We start from the raw sequence: 18,323 nt of genomic DNA, 5'->3' as shown, positions 1-18,323 counted from the left end.
CGCCTCGATCTCGGCCACGAAGGCCGCTTCTTGGCGGGTGCGGGCGCAGTACAGCAGCTCCACCGGCCGGCCGATGGCCACCAGCCGCTGCAGCATGCACCAGATGGGCGTGATGCCGATGCCGCCGGCCACCAGCACCGAGCGCGGCGCCTGCTCATGCAGCTGGAAGTTGTTGCGCGGCGCCGAGATGGGCAGCGTCTTGCCCACGCGCAACTGCTCGTGCACGTAGCGCGAGCCGCCGCGGCTCTTGCGGTCGTTCAGGATGCCGACCACGTAGCGCTGGCGGTCGCTGGACGGGTTGCACAGCGAGTAGCTGCGCACCAGGCCGTTGGGCAGGTGCAGGTCGATGTGGGCGCCGGCCTCGAAGGGCGGAAAGTCCACGTCCGGCGTGGCCGGGCGCAGCTCGACGCTGATGATGCCGTCGGCCTCATGGCGCATCGTGTGGACCAGGGCGTTCAGGGTCGGGGAAGACATGGCAGCAGGCTCGCAGGGGCGAAAGGTTCGTTCAGGTGGCCGTGTGGCCCAGGCTCGCAGCCGGGGCCGCCAGCCGCAGGTCGGCGTCCAGCCGGGCCAGGCCGTCCACTTCCACCTTCAGTTCGGGCTGCACCAGCGCGGCCACGCCCACCAGGGTGGACGCAGGGAAAGGCGCGCCGGGCAGCACATCGACAAAGAAGTCGCGCCGCGCGCGGCCCACGGCCTCGCGGTCGGCGATGTCGGTCAGGTAGACGGTGAGCTTGAGCAGGTTGTGCACGCCGCCGCCGGCCGCTTCCAGCAGCGCCTGCAGCTGGCGCAGGCACACCAGCGTCTGCTGGTAGGCGTCCAGCGGCGTGCCGGCCGCAGCCGCCTGCTGCGCGGCGGCGCCGGCCGTCTGGCCGGACAGGATCACCTCCGCGCCCAGCACCAGCGCGGGCGACCAGGTGGCTTGCGGCGGCAGCGGCGCGGCCGGGTTGACCACGCAGCGCGGGGCGACGGACAGCATGCTCAAGCCTTGGCCGTCTGGTCGGCCTTGGCCGCCAGCTGCGCCTGGGCCAGGCCCTTCAGGTGCCGGCGCAACCGCACGATGCCCAGGTCGTGCTGGTACAGCTGCTCATGCTGGTTGGCATCGGGCTCCATGTTCTCGATCAGCACCCGGTCCTGCTCCAGCACATGCCAGTGGCGCGCTTCCAGCCGGTTCTTGTACAGAAAGCGCCAGGTGTCGCGCTGCCAGCCCGGCGGCAGCTTGCGCACGCGCCAGTGGAAGGCGCAAGACAGCGTGGGGCTGATCGGCGTGTAGCTGCCGATGATGATGAAGTTGCCGCCGGGGCCGCCAGTCTTCGGGTAAGGGATCTCCAGCCGCATCCAGTGGATGCCGGTATCGGCCCACTCGGTCCAGTCGAAGTTGACGTTGCGCTGGCCTTCCTTCTCGAACACGAAACCGGTGTCGGTGGGGCGGATGCCGAACTTGGCGGTGGCATCCCCCTCGGCCATCGAGTGCGATTGCTTGTGCAGGAAGGTCCCGTGCATCGGGTCCATCACGTTGTCCAGCACGTAGCGGTAGTCGCCCTTCCATTCGGCATAACAAAGGAAAGAGGCGTACTGGCTGTCGTCGGTCAGCTGCTCGGGCAGCTGCAGCGGCGGCGGCGTATCCACCGGCTCGCTGCTGTTGTAGAGGAACACCGCGCCCGCGGCCTCACGCACATGGAACCAGCGCGTGGCCTGGCTGCCTTCGAGCTTGCAGCCGGGGCTGCCGGGCACCTTGGTCACCACGCCGTCGCAGCGCACTTCCACGCCGTGGTACGGGCAGGCGATGCGGTCGCCCAGCACCACGCCCTGCGACAGCGGCGCGCCGCGGTGGGGGCAGCGGTCTTCCAGCGCATGCAGCACGCCTTGCGTGTCGCGCCAGAACACCAGCTTGCGGCCCAGCCGGCGCAGCGACACCGGCCGCTCTTTGATGAAGCCGCTGGGGCAGATGGGGTACCAGAGGTCCTTGAGGCCGACTTGCAGCAACTGGTCGACCGGATCGGCGGCAACGGCGATGGGGATGTTCATGGGGCTTCCTCGGGGTGGCGGCCGGCGGCTTCAGGCGGCCAGGCGGGCGATCTCGGCGCGGTAGTTCTCTTCGGTCCAGGCCTGGCCGCTGGGCGTGGCCAGGTGGCTGCGGTTCAGGTGCTCCACCAGGCCGGCCAGGTCGTGCACGCCGGCGGCAAAGGCCCGCTCGATCGCGTCGCCGAGCAGGTCTTCGTACGGGGTGGGCGGGCGCTGGCGCGCCTGGTGCGGATCGAGGTAGCGGTCGGTCGGTTGCATCGTCGGCCTCCTGGCGGAAGGGGATGGTGGGTGTGGGCGCGGCAGCTACTGCCCGCCGTTGCGCACGCGTTCGCGGATGCGTTCGCGCACGGGAACAAAGTCGTAGGTGGGATAACACTCGGTGGTGAACACGCCCCAGGCGCGGCGCTCCAGTTCCACGTTCAGCAGCGGCAGCTTGTCGGGCGGCAGCTCCAGCGTCAGCACCTGGCCCAGGCCCATGGCGACGGTCCACGAGACCACGCGCACGCCTTCGGGCGGAAACTGCTCCCACCAGTCAGCCGCCTTCATGCGCTGCTGCACGTCGTCCAGCGTCAGGCCGGGGTGGTGCTTGAGCAGCACCGTCAGCAGCAAGGTGTTGGGTTCGCTCATGGTGCTCGGCTCACTCGGCCACGATGTTGCGCGCCTTGATGATGCGGGCCCAGGTGGCCGTCTCGGCGCGGATGTGGGCGGCGAAGTCGGCGGGCTTCATCGTGGCGTCGGACAGGCCCTGGGCCTGCAGCTTGTCGCGCGTGGCGGGCTCGGCCAGCACGGCGGCGGCATCGCGCGCCAGCTGCTCCACCACAGCGGGCGGTGTGCCGGCCGGCGCCAGCAGGCCGTACCAGGAGGTGACCTGCACGCCCGCAATGCCCTGCTCGGCCAGCGTGGGAATGTCGGGCGCCACCGGGCTGCGCGCCGCATCGGTGATGCCCAGGGCCACCAGCTTGCCGTCCTTGATGAAGGGCAGCGTGGCGGGCAGGTTGCTGAACATCAGCGGCACCACGCCGCCCAGCACGTCGTTCAAGGCCGGGCCGGTGCCCTTGTAGGGCACATGGGTGATGTCCACCTCGGCCTGCTGCTTGAACAGCTCGCCGGCCAGGTGCAGGCCGCTGCCCACGCCCGGCGAGGCGTAGAACAGCGTGGCCGGCTTGGCCTTAGCCAGCGCCACCAGCTCCTTGGCGCTGCGCAGCTTGAGCGCGGGGCTGGCCACCAGCACGTTGGGCGCCTTGGCCAGCATGGTGATGGGCACGAAGTCCTTCTCGATGCTGAACGGGAAGTTCGGCATCAAGGTGGGGTTGATGGTGAGGTTGCCCGCAGGCACCACCAGCAGCGTGTGGCCGTCGCCCTTGGCGCGCTTGACGCGGTCGATGCCCAGGTTGCCGGCAGCGCCGGCCACGTTGTCCACCACCACCGTCTGGCCGTAACGCTTGCCCAGGCCATCGGCCAGGATGCGCGACAGTACGTCCACCGGCCCGCCGGGCGGGAACGGCGCGACGATGGTGAAGCGGCCTTCGGCCAGCTGCTTTTCAGCGGCCGACTTGTCGGCCGCCGGCTGCGCATGGGCAGGCATCAGGGCCGACAGCGCCAGCAGGCCAGCGGCGGCCAGGCACAGGCGGCGCAGTTTGGCGGTCACGGGCTTCACTTCTTCTCCGTCAGGAACTTGCCGCTGGGCGCTTCGGCATTCTTCTGCCGGCGGGTATGGCCGTCCAGGCCGCCGTCCACCGCCCATTCCGCGAACACGGTGGGGCCGGGCTCGAACTCGCGCGGCTGCCAGTCGGCGGTCAGCTGGTCTTCGTCGGCGTAGTACTCGATCAGGCCGCCGGCCGGGTTCTTGAAGTACCAGAAGTAAGCCGACGAGATGGGGTGGCGGCCCGGGCCCAGCTGGGTGTCCCAGCCGCAGCGCGAGAAGTGCAGGCCGCCGCCGAACACCTCGTGGATGTCGCGCACCGCAAAGGCCACGTGGTTGAGCCCGCGCTTGCGCGAAGGCAGCTGCAGCAGGAACAGGTCGTGGTGGCCGCCCTCCGGCGCGCAGCGCAGGAAGGCGCCACGGCCCGGGTAGCTGTCGGAAGCGACGAAGCCCAGCTTGTCGCGGTAGAAGGCGCTGGTGGTGGGCACGTCGCTGGCGAAGAACACCACATGGCCCACCTCGATGGGCGTGGCCCGCTCATAGATGGGGCTGGCGCGGTTGATGCGCAGCTTGTCGTTCCAGGTGTTGCTGGGGCCGCAGTCCACTTGCACCGCATGCTTGCGGCTGCGCTGCAGGCGCAGCGCCAGGCCGTTGGGGTCGGTGCAGCCGATGCGGCGCCCGCCTTCCACCTCGCCATCCACGAAGCCGGGCTGGTCGGCGATGGCGGCGGCATAGCGGTCCAGGTCGGCATCGCTTTGCACGCCCCACACCACTTCCACCAGCGTGTTGCCTTCTTCGGTGCCGGCGGGCAGGCCGGGCAGGCCCAGCCGGGCCACCACCACGCGGCAGCCGTTCAGGCACTCGAACACCAGCTGGTCGTTCGACTCGGCCGTCAGCGTCAGCCCCCAGTCGATGAAGAAGCGCTTGCTGGTGGGCAGGTCGTCTGCCGCGTAGGTGATCTGGTCGATGCCAAGCACGCTCATTGCAATTTCCTTGTATTCCCAAGCGGCCACCGCGGATCCGGCTTTGCCGGGCCGCCAGTGGCGCCCCCTGGAGGGGGTGCGCCGAAGGCGCTGCGGGGGTGGTCCATCAATCTGCCCAACGCAGCGGTTGTTCGTTCGTGCCCCAGTACAGGCTCTTCTGCTCCATGTACTGGAAGATGCCTTCGCGGCCCTTCTCGCGGCCCAGGCCGCTGTCGCGCCAGCCGCCGAAGGGCGTGGAGATGCTGAATTGCTTGTAGGTGTTGATCCACACCGTGCCCGCCTGCACCGCGCGCCCCAGGCGCCAGGCGCGCTTGAAGTCGCGGCTCCACACGCCGGCCGCCAAGGCATAGAGGCTGTCGTTGGCCTGTGCGATCAAGTCGGCTTCGGACTCAAAAGGCATCGCCACCAGCACCGGGCCGAAGATCTCTTCCTGCGCGGTGCGGGCGCGGTTGTCCAACCCCTCCAGGATGGTGGGCGTGTAGAAGTAGCCCGACTCCATCGCCTGGCCGTGCGGCCGCACGCCGCCGGTGCGGATGCGCCCGCCTTCGCTCACGCCCAGCGCCACATAGCGCTCGATGCCTTCACGGTGGCGCGCGGTGATCAGCGGGCCCATCTGGGTGCGCTCGTCGGCCGGGTCGCCCACGCGCAGCGCGGCGGCGCGCTCGGTCAGCCGCGTCAAGAATTCGTCGTAGATGCTGCGCGCCACGAAAAGCCGCGAGCCGGCGATGCACGACTCACCCGAGCTGCTGAAGATGCCGTACAGCACGCCATTGACCGCATGGTCCAGGTCGGCGTCTTCCAGCACCATGGTGGGCGACTTGCCACCCAGCTCCAGCGACACCGGCATCATCTTGTCGGCCGCGATGTGCGCGATGTGCTTGCCGGTGGTGGTACCGCCGGTGAAGGACACGCGCTTGACCAGCGGGTGCTGGGTGATGGCATCGCCGATCACCGAGCCCTTGCCCGGCAGCACGCTGACGATGCCGCGCGGCACGCCGGCTTCTTCGCACAGGCGGGCCAGCTCCAGCGCCATCAGCGGCGTGACCTCGGCCGGCTTGAGCACCACCGCATTGCCCGCGGCCAGCGCGGGCGCCAGCTTCTGCGCCTCGCTGGCAATCGGCGAGTTCCACGGCGTGATGGCGGCCACCACGCCCATGGGCTCATGCACGCTCATGGTGACGAACGGCCCGCGCGAAGGCGTGATGGTTTCTTCCAGCGTTTCACAGGCCGCGGCAAAGAACTGGAAGGTGCCTGCGGCGCTGGCCACCAGCGCGCGTGTTTCGCTGATCGGCTTGCCGTTGTCCAGCCGCTGCTGCTGGGCCAGTCGCTCGGCGTTCTCGCGGATCAGCTGCGCCACGCGGTAGAGCACCGAAGCCCGCTCATGCGGCAGCTTCTGCGCCCAGCCGCCGGTCAGGAAGGCGCGGTGGGCGCCGGCAATCGCCTCTTCCACATCGGCCAGGCTGGCCGCGCGCAGGCGGGCGATGGGCTCGCCGGTGGCGGGGTACAGGCTTTCGTACTCCTCGCCACCGCCCAGCCGCCATTCGCCGGCCACGTTGATCTTCAGCAGTTCCAGTTGCGCCATCACGTCTCTCGCAGTCGGTTCACACGCTCAGCGGCAGCAGGTGCTGGCGCACGGCCCGCACCGCGCTGTACACCGTCAGCGCCGAGGTCTTGGGGTTGGCCGCCAGCGGCCGGTTGCGCATGGTCAGCTCGAAGCGACCGAAGGCGCCTTCGGCTTCCACCTGGTGCACGTTTTCGCTGACGCCGGGGTCGGCGATCAACCGCACCGTGGTGCGGTCCAGACCCAGGCCGGCCAGCGACACGGTGGCGGCCACGTTGGCGTTCTTGGGGTACAGCTGCGCGGCTTGGCGGGCGCTGCCTTCGAAGATCACGGTGGGCTCGGTCAGCGCGTCCAGCTCTCGGCCCTCTTCGGCCGGCGTGCCCTGCCAGGCGCGCGGCGGCTTGCGGCCCGTGTAGCGCACCTGTTCCAGCCCACCGATGCGTGCAGCCGCCAGCGCATCGATGGCGCCGATGGCCCCGGCGATCAGCTGCACCTGGGCGCCGCCTTCACGCGCGGCCTGCTCCAGCGCCTCGGCCAGGCCGGGCGCCGACAAGGCGCCGACCGAGGCCACGATGCAGCGCACGCCGCGGCGCAGCGCGGGCAGCACATGCGCTTCGATGGCCGCATGACCGGCGGCTTCCAGCACCAGGTCGATGCCGGCTTCGGGCACCGCTTCGGCCACCACCGCGCCGGGCGCCAGCTGAGCGGCCACCGCGCGGGCACCGGCCAGCGAAGGCCCAGGCCCCACGATGGCGGCCACCTGCAGGCCGGCGTCGGCCCGCAGCAGTTCGAGCACCGCGGTGCCGATGGCGCCGCAGCCGACGAGGGCAAGCTTCAACGCAGCCATCGCCCGTCAGGCCTTGCCCAGTGCAGGAATCTGCTGCACGGTGTTGGTCGGCGGGCCGGCGAAGGCGCTCTTGAAGGCGCCGATGCTCAGCATGTCGATCTCCAGCAGGAAGGGGCCTTGCCGGTCCACCGCCTGCGCCAGCAGCGCGGGCAGCTGGGCCAGGTCGCTGCACTTGGCATGCGGCAGCGCCAGCGAGGCGCACAGCTGCGCATAGTCGGGCGTGTGCAGGTCCACATAGCAGCGGCGGCCGCCGTACTGCGCGTCCTGGATGTTCTTGATGACGCCATAGCCCTGGTCGTTCATCAGCACCACCACCAGGTTGCAACGCTCCTGCACCATGGTGGCCAGCTCACCCAGGTTGAGGATGAAGCCGCCATCGCCGGCCAGGCAGAAGGTCTTGCGGCCCGAGCCGGTGGCCTCGGCCCCGATGGCCGCGCCGATGGCCATGGGCATGCCCTGGCCGATGCCGCCGCCGGTGGCATGCACGCCCGCGGTGGGCTCGAAGATGCGCAGCTCGCGGTTGCCCCAGGTGCTGTTGGACACGGTCACGTCGCGCACCCAGTTGAACTGGCGGCCGGCGATCTTCTGCAGCTCATTCACCAAGGTGGCGTAGGGCCCCAGGCCGTCGTGCAGCGTGGCGACCACCTGCTGGTGCACCGCCTTCAGGTCGCTCAGCAAGGCGGCGTCGGCACGCCAGCCGCGGGCTTCCAGCCGGTCGGCCAGGCCTTGCAGCGCCAGCGCGCTGTCGCCGCACACGAAGGCGTCGGTGGCATAGCAGCGGCCTTCGGCGGCCGGGTCGGCATCCACCCGCAGCAGCGGGCGCGGCAGCTTGAGTTCGTACTTCAGCGTCTCGTTGCCACGCAGGCGCGAGCCCACCACCAGCATCGCGTCGCAGCTTTGATAGAAGGCTTCCACCGGCTTGTGGATGTTGTAGGCGCCCAGCGAGCCGGCATCGTCCTCGGCCACGATGCCGCGGCCCTGCACGCTGGTGACCACACCAAAGCCCAGCGCCTGCAAGCGCTTGACGGCCGCGCCGGCATGGCGGGCACCACCACCCAGCCACAGCAGCGGGCGGCGGGCGGCAGCCAGGCGGTCGGCCAGGGCGTCCAGCGCCGCGGCGCTGGGCACCGGTGCGGCCACCGGCAGCGGGCTCAGGTCGGCCGGCATCGGGATCACGGCGGACTGGATGTCGATCGGGATCTCCAGGCTCACCGGGCCGGTGGGCGCGGTCAGCGCGCATTGCACCGCCTGCTTCAGCGTGCCCAGCGCGGTCTCGACGCTGCGCACGCGGAAGGCGGCCTTGGACACGGCCTTGAGCATGGTCAGCTGGTCGGGCGCTTCATGGATGTACGACATGCCCTTGTCCAGGTAGGGCGTCTCGATCTGGCCGGTGATGTGCAGCAGCGGCGAGCCCGCGGTCAAGGCTTCCACCAGGCTGCCGGCGATGTTGCCGGCCGCCGGCCCGGTGCTGGTGAGGCACACGCCCAGGCTGCCGGTAGACCGCGCATAGGCATCAGCCATGTTGCCCGCGCCCGCCTCGCCGCGCGCGGGCACGAAGCGCACCGCACCGCGCTGGGCGAAGGCGTCCAGGATGGGCATGTTGTGGATGGAGATGACGCCGAAGGCGGTCTTGACGCCGCACTGTTCCAGGAAGGCGGCGACGACGGCGCCGACGGTCACGGGGGTGTTGGTCTCAGGCATGGCGCGAATGGCCTCCGGAAATGTCGATGTGGCCGCCAGTGGTGTACGAAGCCAGCGGTGAGGCCAGGAAGATGATGGCGCGGGCCGCCTCGATGGGCTGGCCCAGCCGGCCCAGCGGAATGTGCTTGGTCTTGGCGAGCTGGGCGCTCCAGGTGGCCCAGTCCTGGCCCTTGTCTTCGCGCGCGTCGAAGCGGCGGCGCCATTGGCCCGACTCCACAAGGCCGATGAGGATGCCGTTGACCCGCACGCCTTGCGGCGCGAATTCGGTGGCCATCGACCGCACCAGATTCAACAGGCCCGCGCGCGCGGCCGAGGTGGCCACCATGTGCGGCTCGGGCTGGCGGGCCAGCAGCGAATTGGCGCAGGTCACCGATGCATCGCCCCACACCTGGCGCTGCTGCACCAGCTGCGGCAAAAAGGCCCGGGTGGGATGGATGACCGAGAAGAACTTGAGGTGCAGCTCCTGCGTCCAGGCTTCGTCGGGCGTGTCGGCGAAGGTGGACACGCGGCCCTGCCCGGCGTTGTTGATCAGCATGGCCGCCGGGCCCAGCGCGGCCTGGCTGGCCTCGGCAAAGGCCTGCACGGCAGCCTTGTCCAGCACGTCGCAGGTTTGTGCATGCAGCCGGGCCTGCGGGTGGCGCTCGCGCAGGCCGGCCACGGCCGCATCCAGCCGCTGGGCATCACGGCCGCACACGGCCACGGCCGCGCCGCAGGACAGCAGCAGGTCGGCGGTGGCCAGGCCGATGCCGGACGACCCGCCGGTGACCACGGCCACGCGGCCGGCCAGCGCATCGGGGGCGAAGAAGGTGTTGTTCATGGCGTGCATCAAGTGGGCTTGCCGCCACGCAGCGGCACCACGTTGCGGCTGGCGGAGGCGGGCGCGTAGTTCAGCAGCGCCGACAGCTCCTGCGCCGCCTCGCGCACGCGGCGCACCATGTCTTCCATGCGGCCACTGTCGATGTGGGCCGAGGTGATGGTGGCGCCCAGTGCGGCCACCACGCGGCCGCTGTGGTCGCGCACCGGGGCCGCGATGGTGGAGATGTTGGATTCGAAGAAGCCTTCGCCCTGCACATGGCCACGCTCGCGGTCGGCCTGCACCAGGTTGAACAGCTCGATCACCGTGCGCGGCGTGCTGGGCGAAAAGATCTCCAGCCGGTCTTCCGGGTACATGGCCCGCAGCTCGGGCAGGGTCAGGTCTTCCAGCAGCACGCGGCCCAGCACGGTGGCGTGGGCGGGCAGCCGGGTGCCCACCGTCACCGAACTGGCAAACGGCGTGGGCGTGGTGACCTTGGCCACGTAGACGATGGACCGGCCATCGCGCACGACCAGGTTGCAGGGGTAGCCGATGGCTTCGCTCAGGCGGTTGAGGATGGGCAGGCCCAGCTCGGTGAGTTCCAGCGAAGCCAGGTACTCGAAGCCCAGGCGCAGCACCGCCAGGCCCAGCCGGTATTCGCGGCCGCCTTCGGTCTTTTCGATGAAGCCCATGCTTTCCAACGTGGCCAGCAGGCGGAACACGGTGGAGCGCGGCAGTCCGAAGCGGCGGGCCAGCTCGGGCGCGCCCAGCGTGCGGTTCTCGCGACTGAACTCGCCCAGGATGCGCAGGCCGCGCTCCAGCGCCGGCACGATGTAGCGGTCCTGGCCGTCGTCCGCCAGGTCGGCGTCGGGGGTGCTCATGGCAACAAGGTCTCCCTCTGGCGGCCGCTTATCGCGCGGCCTTGTCTAGACAGGTGGCCAGCAGCGCGGCCACGGCCGCAGGCTGCTCCACGTAGCTGGCATGCCCGGCCTGCGCGATGGGCTGCAGCGGCACGCCACAGGCCGCAGCCACCTCGGCGCAGGCCGCGGGCGGGGTGATCACATCCAGCGCTCCCACCGCCACCTGCACCGGCACGGCCGGCGGCAGGTAGGCCAGCAGGTCGTCGCCGCACAGCAGGGCCACCGCCTGGCGGTAGCCGTGCTCGTTCAGGCGCGCCATGTTCCAGCGCACGCGCAGTCGAGCGGCCTCGCTGGCATGGGCCGACAGCAGGCGGCTGCTGCGCAGCCGTGCCGTGCCCTCGATGCCCAGCTCGGCCAGCGTGGCCAGCCGTTCGGCCTGCACCTGCGCGCCTTGCGCCGCGCGGTCGGGCGCGCCATAACCACGCGCCGGGCTGATGAGCAGCAGCTGCACGATTCGGCCGGCCAGCGGGCCGCCCGGTTGCGCCGCTGCGGCAGCGGTGAGCGCGCCCAGCGAATGGCCCACCAGCACGCAGCGCTCGATGCGCAGCGCGTCCAGCAACTCGGCCAGGCGCTGTGCGTAGTCGGTCGCCCGGGGCTCGGCCATCGGCAGCGGCGTGGAATCGCCGTAGCCCGGCGCGTCCCACGCAATCAACTCGGCGCGCGGCGCGATCAAGGGCGCCACCTCCACCCACGAGGCCGAGCCCGAGCCGATGCCGTGCAGGCACACCACCGGCAGGCCCTGCCCCATGCGCCGCACCGCCACCACGCGGCCGCCGCCTACGGCGATGCGCTGCACGCCGAAGCGGGCGTCCAGGTCGGCGAGGTCGGCGGCGGGCAGTTGCAGGTCCGGGCTCATGGCGGGGCTCAGGCGGTCTTCGGGAGGTCCCGCTTGATTTTTGCGAGGGGGTGATCGGGCGGGTAGGTCGGCGTGATCGGCTTCTTGGCGCCCAGCATCACGCACATCAGCGCGTCTTCTTCGCCAATGTTGATCTCTTCGCGGTACACGCCGGGCGGCACCGAGATCAGGTCGCGTTCGCCCAGGATGGCCTCGAAGCGCTCACCGTCCTTCTCGAGCACCACCTTGATCTTGCCGCGCAGCACGAAGAACACTTCCTCCACGTCCACATGCAGGTGCGACGGGCCGATGTGGCCGGCCGGGATCAGCATGGTGGAAAAGGTGAAGTGCTCGTTCTGCACGGTGTTGTTGTCGGCCGAAACGCCGGTGCCGCCAGTGCCCAGGTAGCGCATCTGCGCGCGGCGGTACTTGGGGTCGTAGTCGGCCTGGAACTTCAGCGCATCCCAGTCATAGCGCCGCGTCTGGAAGCGGGCGATGCGGGTGTTCATCCAGTCGTCGAAGCTGGCGCCCTCGGGGCGGTCCCAGCTCTTCTTCTCTTCAGGCAGGTCGGTCATGGTTTCTCCTCAATGCATCACGAAGCCGCCATTGACGGGCAGCAACTGGCCGGTGACGAAGCGCGCCAGCCCCGACAGCGCGAACAGCACCGGGCCGCACACGTCGGCGGCCTGCTGCTCGCGCGGGATGGCGCGGCCTTCCAGGTACTTCTCGTGCCGGGCCTTGGGCACGTATTCGGTGGCTTCCACCAGCGTCAGGCCGGGCGCGACGGCATTGACGGTGATGCCGTCGGCGCCCCACTCACGCGCCAGCGAATGGGTCATCGCGATGACGGCACCCTTGCTGGCCACGTAGGCCAGCAGCTTGGGCGCGCCCCACAGTGCGGTGTCAGAAGCCAGGTTGACGATGGCGCCCTGCCCGCTGGCCTTGAGCGCCGCATGGCAGGCCCGGCTCATCAGCCAGGTGCCGCGCACGTTGACGTCCATCACCCGGTCCCACATGTCGACTTCCAGCTCATGCGGGTCGCGACCGCCGGAGTGGGTGATGGCCGCGTTGTTCACCAGACCGTCCAGCCCGCCCAGCGCGGCCACCGCGGCGGCGGCGCAGGCGGTGATGGACGCGGGGTCGCTCAGGTCGGCCACCACGGCGTGCACGTCGGCGCCGGCTTCGCGCAGCGCCTTCACTTCCGCGTGCAGCAGGTCGGCCAGGATGTCGGCGGCCACCACGCGGGCGCCGGCCTTCAGCAGACATTTGACGAAGGCCAGCCCCAGGCCGCGTGCGGCGCCGGTGACCAGCACGCGGCGGCCCGCCAGCAGTTGCGGCGGCACCTGGGCCAGCAGCGTGTCCAGCGCCTGGGTGTCGGGGGTTCCGGTGACGGTGCTCATGGCAGGCTCTTCAAACGGTGGTGACGTTGGCACGCGGGATGTAGTGCAGCAGCCGTCGCTCGGCCCACACCACGCCGGCATACGCCAGGATGCCGATGAGCGTGAGCGCGACGATGGCCACGAACACACCGGCGGTGTTGCCCTGCCCTTCCGCGTCCACCAGCAGGTAGCCCAGGCCCAGGTTGCCGCCCACCAGCTCACCCACGGTGACGCCGATGACCGCCAGCGTGGCTGCGATGCGCAGGCCGCTGAAGAGGGCCGGCATGGCCGACGGAAACTCCACCAGCCGGAAGATCTGCAGCCGGCCGGCATTGAGCGTGCGCACCAGGTTCACCATGTCGGGGTCGACCGTGCGCACGGCCGACAGCACGTTGATCATCACCGGGAAGAAGACGATGAGCACCGCCACCAAAATCTTGGGGTAGACGGTGTAGCCCAGCCACATGACGAACAGCGGCGCAAAGGCCACCTTGGGCGCGATCTGCAGCGCCAGGATGTAGGGCGACAGGATGGCCTCGGTGCGCGGCGACAGGCCCAGCGCCACGCCGAACATCACGCCCAGCAGCGAGCCCAGCGCAAAGCCCACCACCACCTCCAGCGCGGTGATGGAGAAGTGCTTGATCAGCTCGCTGCCCGACCACATGCGGCCGGCTTCTTCCACCACGCGGGTGAACTTGGGCAGCACGAACTCGGGCATGCCCAGCGCGCCGGGCGCCCATTGCCAGGCCGCCAGAAACACCAGCAGCACGGCCAGGCTGCCCAGCGGCGTCGAGAGGTTGGATCGCATCGGGGCCGGTCCTTCAGCGGGCGACGCCGGTGAACTGGTTGGTGTACAGGTCGGCCAGCGGCTGCGCCTTGGCGACGATGCCTTCGTCCACGTAGAACTTCTGCACCGCGTCCAGCCGCTTCTCGTCCATCTGGCCCAGCACCTTCTGGTTGGCGTAGACGTACTGGTTGTACAGGTTGAACACGCGCTCGATGCTGGCTTCCTTGCCGGCGTAGGCGGGCACCGCCTTCACGTAGGTGGCGGCCGCGGCCTTGGGGTCCTTCATGATGTCCTGCATGCCGCGCAGCGTGGCGCGCACCAGGCGCTTGATCAGCTCGGGGTTCTTCTTGATGACCTCGTCCGACGCCAGGATGGCCTGCGCCATGCTCTGGAACAGCTGCTCGCGCGGCAGCAGCTTGACCTTCAAGCCGGCGTCTTCGGCGTTGACCACCCAGTCGGGCACGCCGGCCATGGCCTCTGCCTTCTTGCCGGCGAACAGCTGCCACACGCCGGTGGGGCCGGCGGCCTGGGCCTGCACGTCGCTCTTGTTCAGGCCCGCCTTGCGCAGCGAGCCCAGCAGCGCGTAGTAGGTGGTGTCGGTGTAGGCCATGACGGTCATCGTCTTGCCCTTCAGGTCCTTGACCGACTCGATGCCGCTGCCTTCGTAGGTGCTGAGCATGGTCAGCGAGCCGGCGCCCAGCACGGCCACCGCCTTCACCGGCACGCCGTTGGCACGCACGATGATGGGCGTGTCGCCGATGGCGCCGCCGATGACGGCATTGCCGGCACCGATCTGCTTGGCCACGTCGACGCCGCCGCGGGCGGTGACGAAGGTGACCTTGATGTTCTCGTCGGCGTAGTAGCCGTTCTGCTGCGCCAGCATCCACGGCGCGAAGGCCGGCGAATTGGGCGGCGCGGGCAGCAGGTAGGTGACTTCTTCGGGCGCGGCCTGCACGGTGGCGGGCAGCAAGGCGCCCCCGCCCAGGGCGGCGGTGGCCAGCGCGGCCAGCAGCGGGCGGCGCAGGGCGGTGGTGAGGAAGCGGGTCATGGAGATTCCTTGCGTGGGTGTCAGTGCAGGGCTTCCTGCTTGCCGACCTTGAGCAGCTCCATCAGCCGGCCTTGCAGCGGGCCGATGGCGGGGAGCTTGCGGCGCTCCAGCGGGTTGTCGCGCAGGGGCAGGTCGACGACGATCTCTTCGATGATGGTGCCGGGCCGCTCGCTCATCACCAGCACCCGGTCGGACAGCGCGATGGCCTCGATCAGGTCGTGGGTGATGAAGAGGGCCGTCTTCTTCTGCTCGTACAGCGTCTTGGCCAGGTCCTGCTGCAGCACCATCTTGGTCTGCGCATCCAGCGCGCTGAAGGGCTCGTCCAGCAGCAGCACCTGGGGGTCGACCGCCAGCGTGCGCGCCAGGGCCGCGCGCTGACGCATGCCACCCGACAGCTGGTAGGGGTAGTGGTCGCCGAAGCCGGCCAGGTGGCACTTGGCCAGCAGCGCGTCGGCCGTCTCGCGGCGGCGCGCGCGATCGACGCCGTCGATCTCCATGCCCAGCTCCACGTTCTGGCGGATGGTGCGCCAGGGCATAAGCAGGTCCTTCTGCAGCATGAAGGCCACCTGCCGCACCGGGCCGGTGACCTTCTGGCCGGCCACCCGCACCTCGCCCTCGGAAGGCAGGTACAGGCCCGAGCCCATGTTGAGCAGCGTGCTCTTGCCGCAGCCCGAAGGTCCGATGATGGAGACCACCTCGCCGCTGCGGATCGCCAGGCTCAGGTTGCTGACGGCGTTGGCGGGGTTCGGGTTGCGCCGGGTCGGAAACCGCTTGGCGACGCCGACAAACTCGATCTCATTCATCCGGTGACCTGTTTGATTCGCTAATAAAACAGCGATTCATTGATGAAACTACCACTACCTTAGTCGATGCAGCGCCGGGGGCCACCCGGGTTTACCCGGGTGCCGCCGCTGGCGTCAGAAGTTGTGGCGGATGCCGACAGCCGTGGTGGCCGCGCGGTCCTGGCCTTGCAGCTTGTCGAACATCACCACCGCGTACACGTCGGTGCGCTTGGACAGGTTGTGGTCGTAGGCCACGGTGGTGAACGAGCGCTTGCTGTCGCGCGAGCCGGTGGTCTTGGCTTCGCCGTACGAGGCCAGCAGCTTGCCGGTGGCCGTGACGGGCACCGACACGCCGGCCTGCAGCGTGCGGTCGCGGGTGTCGTAGCCGGCGGCGCGTGCGGCGCCGACGAAGGTCTCGCCTTCCTTGATCCGGCCGACCTGGCCGAAGGCCTTCACCGGGCCGAAGTCGTACGAAGCACCCAGCTGCCAGGCGGTTTCGTCGCCACGGCTGAAGGCCGTCTGCACCCGTTGCGCGGCCAGGCCCACGGCCAGCGGGCCGTCGGCGTACTGCAGGTTGCCGCCGACGTTGGGGCCTTCGCCTGCGCCTTCACCGGCCGACACCAGCAGGTTGCCGGTGAAGCCGCCGAACTTGGGCGTGCCGTAGCCCACCGCGTTGTTCCAGCCGCTGTCGCCCGACAGCTTGCCGATGCCGCCCTGGTAGATGGTGCGGATGGCCGGCGAGAAGCCGAAGGAATCGAGGAAGGGGTTGTACGACAGCGTGTTGATGAACAGCGGCGTGCCGATGCGGCCCAGGCGGATGAAGCCGAAGTCGCCGCGGATGCCGACGTTGGCGTTGCGCGACCAGAACGAGTCGCCGGCAAAGCGGCCGGCCTCGCCGGTGTCCATGCGCATGAAGTGCTCCAGCGTGACGATGGCCTGCAGGCCGCCGCCCAGGTCTTCCGTGGCACGGAAGCCCAGGAAGCTGGTGGCCATGCGGCCCGACGCCACCTGCTCGGTGCGCTTGCCGCCGCTTTCCTTGAAGCTGCCGACGCTGACGTCGGCGATGCCGTAGATCTGCACCGACTGCGCCTGCGCAGCGCCCAGGCTGCAAAGGGAGGCGGCCGCCAGCGACACGGCGCGAGCGAGGCGGGGGAAAGCGAACTGCATGCGAACTGCTCCTGCAATGGATGATCGACCGATGGGGCGACACGCCAATAGGCGTTTCATAGATGAACAATAGATCAATCTATGAAACGTCAGTTTGCACGGAGCGTGCCAAGCGCTGAATGGGGGTTTGTGCGGTGGAACGGCGGGCGCAGCGCCTTCATCGGGTGCATGCGTGCACCGGCGCGGCGGAAGGTGAACCAAGGGTGTGCGGCGGACTGGCGCACGGCATGGCCGCGCGCCGGTGCAGGCTGATCAGCCTTCGCGGTAGGCGGCGAACAGGTCGCGCAGCGGCGGCGCGGCCGGGGCCTGCTGCGGCCCGGTGACCGACTGCTCGATCTCGCGCAGGTGGCGGCGCATCTCGGCCGCCGCGGAGGCGCCGCTGCCGGCGCGCAGCACCGCGATCAGCTCCTGGTGGCGGTGGGCCACGCAGGCCGGGCGGCCGGGCCGCTGGTACAGCGCCAGCAGCAGCGAGGTGGTGGGCAGCAGTTCGTCGAGCATGCGCACGAAGAGCGGATTGCCGGCCAGCCGGGCCAGCTCACGGTGGAACTCGCCGGAATGGCGGATGGCCGCCGAGCGATCGCCGCGGGCGTAGGCCGCCGTCTCGGCCTCGACCACCGCAGCCAGCCGCTCCAGCGCGGCGGGCGCCAACTGGCCCGCCAGGCGGCGCGCCACCTCGCACTCCACCACGCGGCGGGCATCGAACACATGCGCGGCCTCTGACGGCCCGGGCTGCGGCACGGTGGCGCCGCGGTGGTGCTGCAGCTCCACCACGCGGTCTTGCGCCAGCCGGTGCAGCGCCTGGCGCACCACGGTGCGGCTGACCGCGAAGGAATCGGCCAGCTCTTCTTCGCGCAGCCGGGTGCCCGGCGCCAGCCGGTGCTCCAGGATGGCGCCGTAGATGGCGTCGTAGATGCGCTGGGTGGACGGCGCAGCGTGGGGAGCGTCGGGGGCCGCAACTGCCTCGGCCGGCCGCGTCATGCGCGGCGGCGCTTTTGCCACAGCAGCACCACGGTCAGCGTCACCGCCATCACCGCGAACGACACCACCGTGGTGACGGTGCCCAGCGCATAGATCACCGGCGTGGTGACGGTGGTGGTCAGCCCCTGCAGCTCCAGCGGCAAGGTGTTGAGGTCGCCCATCGCCTGCGAGCTGCGGGCGATCTCGTCCCAGCTGAGGGTGAAGCCGAACATCCCCACGCCCACCAGGCTGGGCCCGATCAGCGGCAGCACCACATGCACGAAGCGCTGCCACGGCGTGGCGCCCAGGTCGCGCGCCGCTTCTTCGTAGGCCGGGTTGAAGCGGTTGAAGATGGCGAACATGATGAGCAGGCCGAACGGCAGCGTCCAGGTGAGCTGCGCGCCCAGGCCCGAGGTGAACATGCCCAGCGCGGTGGCATAGGTTTCCAGCAGGCTGGGCGCCCAGGCTTCCAGCAGCTGCTTGATGCCGCCGTCCAGCAGCCGGAACAGCAGCCCGATGCCCAGCGACACGATGATGGACGGCATGATCAGGCTGGCCACCACCGCATAGAACAGCGGCGTGCCGCCCGGCAGCTTCTTGCGGTAGGCCAGGCCCGCCAGCAGCGACAGCGCCACCGTCAGCACCATCACCACCGCGCCCAGCAACAGCGAGCGGCGGAAGGCGGCGCTGATGTCGATGACGCCGATGCCTTCCCACAGCGTATGGAACCAGTGCAGCGACCAGCCCCGCATCGGAAAGGTGAGGCCGCCTTCGGGGCCCTGGAAGCTGAGCACGAAGATGGCCAGCATCGGCCCGTATAGGAACAGCACGAACAGCACGAACAGGATGGCCAGCGGCCAGAAGCCGGGCGCGCGTCGTTCTCGTTGAGCGGCCAT

21 protein-coding genes are annotated in these 18,323 nt (G+C 69.9%); all 21 read right to left on the bottom strand.

What is annotated here, in order from left to right; all coding sequences use genetic code 11:
- On the bottom strand, positions 1-474 hold a 474-nt coding region (locus ABNT58_RS05575; protein ID WP_348752512.1), incomplete at its 3' end, for a ferredoxin reductase.
- Between the two features lie 31 nt (positions 475-505).
- Positions 506-979, bottom strand: a complete 474-nt coding sequence (locus tag ABNT58_RS05570; RefSeq protein WP_348752511.1) for a RidA family protein — start codon at positions 977-979, stop codon at positions 506-508.
- Positions 980-981: 2 nt separating this feature from the next.
- Positions 982-2,028, bottom strand: a complete 1,047-nt coding sequence (locus tag ABNT58_RS05565; protein ID WP_348752510.1) for an aromatic ring-hydroxylating dioxygenase subunit alpha — start codon at positions 2,026-2,028, stop codon at positions 982-984.
- A gap of 30 nt (positions 2,029-2,058) precedes the next feature.
- Positions 2,059-2,283: a recombinase-like helix-turn-helix domain-containing protein gene (locus ABNT58_RS05560; protein WP_250197827.1), complete on the bottom strand. Its 225-nt coding sequence runs from the start codon at positions 2,281-2,283 to the stop codon at positions 2,059-2,061.
- A gap of 45 nt (positions 2,284-2,328) precedes the next feature.
- The gene (locus ABNT58_RS05555; RefSeq protein ID WP_348752509.1) at positions 2,329-2,652 is read right to left on the bottom strand and encodes a hypothetical protein; all 324 of its coding nucleotides are present in this window, start codon (positions 2,650-2,652) and stop codon (positions 2,329-2,331) included.
- 10 nt (positions 2,653-2,662) lie between these two features.
- A complete protein-coding gene (locus ABNT58_RS05550; protein ID WP_348752513.1) occupies positions 2,663-3,610 on the bottom strand; it encodes a tripartite tricarboxylate transporter substrate binding protein in 948 nt (315 codons plus the stop codon).
- Between the two features lie 68 nt (positions 3,611-3,678).
- Positions 3,679-4,650, bottom strand: a complete 972-nt coding sequence (locus ABNT58_RS05545) for a VOC family protein (protein WP_348752508.1) — start codon at positions 4,648-4,650, stop codon at positions 3,679-3,681.
- Positions 4,651-4,756: 106 nt separating this feature from the next.
- Positions 4,757-6,232: an aldehyde dehydrogenase gene (locus ABNT58_RS05540; protein ID WP_348752507.1), complete on the bottom strand. Its 1,476-nt coding sequence runs from the start codon at positions 6,230-6,232 to the stop codon at positions 4,757-4,759.
- A gap of 19 nt (positions 6,233-6,251) precedes the next feature.
- Positions 6,252-7,058, bottom strand: coding sequence for an aspartate dehydrogenase (locus ABNT58_RS05535; RefSeq protein ID WP_348752506.1), 807 nt, complete (start codon positions 7,056-7,058; stop codon positions 6,252-6,254).
- Between the two features lie 6 nt (positions 7,059-7,064).
- The gene (locus ABNT58_RS05530) at positions 7,065-8,759 is read right to left on the bottom strand and encodes a thiamine pyrophosphate-binding protein (protein ID WP_348752505.1); all 1,695 of its coding nucleotides are present in this window, start codon (positions 8,757-8,759) and stop codon (positions 7,065-7,067) included.
- A complete protein-coding gene (locus ABNT58_RS05525) occupies positions 8,752-9,576 on the bottom strand; it encodes an SDR family oxidoreductase (protein ID WP_348752504.1) in 825 nt (274 codons plus the stop codon). The genes ABNT58_RS05530 and ABNT58_RS05525 overlap by 8 nt, the downstream gene beginning before the upstream one ends.
- A gap of 8 nt (positions 9,577-9,584) precedes the next feature.
- A complete protein-coding gene (locus tag ABNT58_RS05520; protein ID WP_348752503.1) occupies positions 9,585-10,433 on the bottom strand; it encodes an IclR family transcriptional regulator in 849 nt (282 codons plus the stop codon).
- 28 nt (positions 10,434-10,461) lie between these two features.
- Positions 10,462-11,328, bottom strand: a complete 867-nt coding sequence (locus ABNT58_RS05515; RefSeq protein WP_348752502.1) for an alpha/beta fold hydrolase — start codon at positions 11,326-11,328, stop codon at positions 10,462-10,464.
- 8 nt (positions 11,329-11,336) lie between these two features.
- Complete coding sequence (locus ABNT58_RS05510; RefSeq protein WP_250197836.1) at positions 11,337-11,882, bottom strand: cupin domain-containing protein; 546 nt, start codon at positions 11,880-11,882, stop codon at positions 11,337-11,339.
- A gap of 9 nt (positions 11,883-11,891) precedes the next feature.
- Positions 11,892-12,707 (bottom strand): SDR family oxidoreductase, encoded by an 816-nt coding sequence (locus ABNT58_RS05505; RefSeq protein ID WP_348752501.1) that lies wholly within the window; start codon positions 12,705-12,707, stop codon positions 11,892-11,894.
- A gap of 10 nt (positions 12,708-12,717) precedes the next feature.
- Positions 12,718-13,494, bottom strand: coding sequence for an ABC transporter permease (locus ABNT58_RS05500; RefSeq protein WP_348752500.1), 777 nt, complete (start codon positions 13,492-13,494; stop codon positions 12,718-12,720).
- Positions 13,495-13,507: 13 nt separating this feature from the next.
- Complete coding sequence (locus ABNT58_RS05495; protein ID WP_348752499.1) at positions 13,508-14,521, bottom strand: ABC transporter substrate-binding protein; 1,014 nt, start codon at positions 14,519-14,521, stop codon at positions 13,508-13,510.
- Positions 14,522-14,541: 20 nt separating this feature from the next.
- Positions 14,542-15,324 (bottom strand): ABC transporter ATP-binding protein, encoded by a 783-nt coding sequence (locus ABNT58_RS05490; protein WP_348752498.1) that lies wholly within the window; start codon positions 15,322-15,324, stop codon positions 14,542-14,544.
- 114 nt (positions 15,325-15,438) lie between these two features.
- Positions 15,439-16,470, bottom strand: coding sequence for a porin (locus tag ABNT58_RS05485; protein ID WP_348752497.1), 1,032 nt, complete (start codon positions 16,468-16,470; stop codon positions 15,439-15,441).
- 252 nt (positions 16,471-16,722) lie between these two features.
- A complete protein-coding gene (locus ABNT58_RS05480) occupies positions 16,723-17,469 on the bottom strand; it encodes a GntR family transcriptional regulator (protein ID WP_348752496.1) in 747 nt (248 codons plus the stop codon).
- Positions 17,445-18,323 carry an ABC transporter permease gene (locus tag ABNT58_RS05475; protein ID WP_348752495.1) on the bottom strand — a complete coding sequence of 293 codons (879 nt, stop codon included), beginning with the start codon at positions 18,321-18,323 and terminating at the stop codon, positions 17,445-17,447. The genes ABNT58_RS05480 and ABNT58_RS05475 overlap by 25 nt, the downstream gene beginning before the upstream one ends.

This window comes from uncultured Aquincola sp. (assembly GCF_964001545.1).
GTDB lineage: Bacteria > Pseudomonadota > Gammaproteobacteria > Burkholderiales > Burkholderiaceae_C > Aquincola.
This window is presented reverse-complemented; position numbering and strand designations above follow the sequence as displayed.